Source organism: Streptomyces sp. NPDC020362 (assembly GCF_040642095.1).
Taxonomy (GTDB): Bacteria; Actinomycetota; Actinomycetes; order Streptomycetales; family Streptomycetaceae; genus Streptomyces.
Window position 1 is genome coordinate 1 of sequence record NZ_JBFAET010000482.1, and the last position, 1,307, is coordinate 1,307.

The 1,307-nt window shown below is 68.0% G+C and carries 1 pseudogene; it reads right to left on the reverse strand.

What is annotated here, in order from left to right:
* Positions 1 to 871 (reverse strand): annotated as a pseudogene (locus tag AB0H32_RS48380) (hypothetical protein); the annotation flags it as partial.
* Positions 872 to 1,307 lie beyond the last annotated feature (436 nt).

The following is a 1,307-nucleotide window of genomic DNA, read 5'->3' on the forward strand; positions in this document are numbered from 1 at the left end:
ATCCCGCTCCCACCATGCCGAGAGCGCCGCGGCGGGTCATCGTGGGCGGGGCGGGAGCGGCTGCCACCAGGCCGTCGGGGTCGGGAGGTTCGGGCGCGGTGTTGGCGAGGTCGGTGCGCAGTTCGGCGCCCAGGCTGCGCGAGCGCAGGGCCCTGGTCATCCTGCCGAGACGGAGGCACACGTGGACGACGAAGGCGGCGATGAACACCCAGGCGCCGTAGAAGTGCAGGCGGTAGAACGAGCCCGGGAACACGTAGTAGAGCTGGATGTTGAAGATGCCGGTGACGAATTCGAAGATGACGCCGCCGACCAGCATCAGCAGGGACAGCCGCTCCAGCCCGTGGGCGATGGAGCGCACCGGCAGCCATTCGAACAGCTTCGGGATCACCGACCACAGCTTGGCCAGCAGCACCGGTACGAGGACCACGCCCAGCGTCACGTGCGTGCCTTGGAGCAGTCGGTAGAGCCAGTACGGATGCGTGGGCCAGCTGAAGAGGTAGAAACCCAGGATGCCCTTGTCGGGGGTCTCGTCGTTGATGGGGCTCAGGTCGGGGTTGTAGGAGGCGTAGGAGAGCAGTCCGGTGATGAACAGCAGCGGAATGCCGATCAGGAGGACCAGTCCGAACACCGATGTCAGCCAGGGCCCGCGGATCGGACTGCGCCAGAATCCAGGACGGAACGGACCCGGGGGCGGGGGCAGCTGCCCCACACGCTGTGCCGTTGCACGAATCCGAGCACGGCCCGCAGCCGCGGCGGCAGCCGCAGCACCGCGTGCGCGGTTCAGTCGCTTCAGCGCCGACTTCTCTTCCGGTCTCGGGCGTCGCGATCCACCGGTCGGGGCCGGACCCGACGGCCGTCCGTCACTTGCCATCGGCCGTCTCCTCCAGTCTTCGAGCCGCGCTCGCACAAGGACGGCCGCAATGCCACGACCCATGCCGGACAAACAGGACATCTACAGGCTGGCACAGGTCAGGTGAGCTGTCCGTGCCTGAGGTGCAAGCGGGTGTCCGTCGCCATCCGAACGGCGGAACCACTACCTCGGCGATCTCCAGACCGCGTGCCTCGTGGTCGCCTCACCCTTATCAGGAGTGCTCCGTCCTTCCACGGCCGTTCGGTCGAGCGTGCCGTGGGCAGGGATGCCACGGAGATCCCTTAGCGGCCCAGCCAAATGCAGCTGATTCCAGGCCATTGCCGTGAATGCCGCAGGGACGGGCTCCTGCTCCCGGCGGACGCAGCCGTCCGGCCCTTGGTGTCCCTACCGGTGTTCGGGGTTCTCGTAGTCGCGGCGGCAGCCCGCGTCCCAGGCG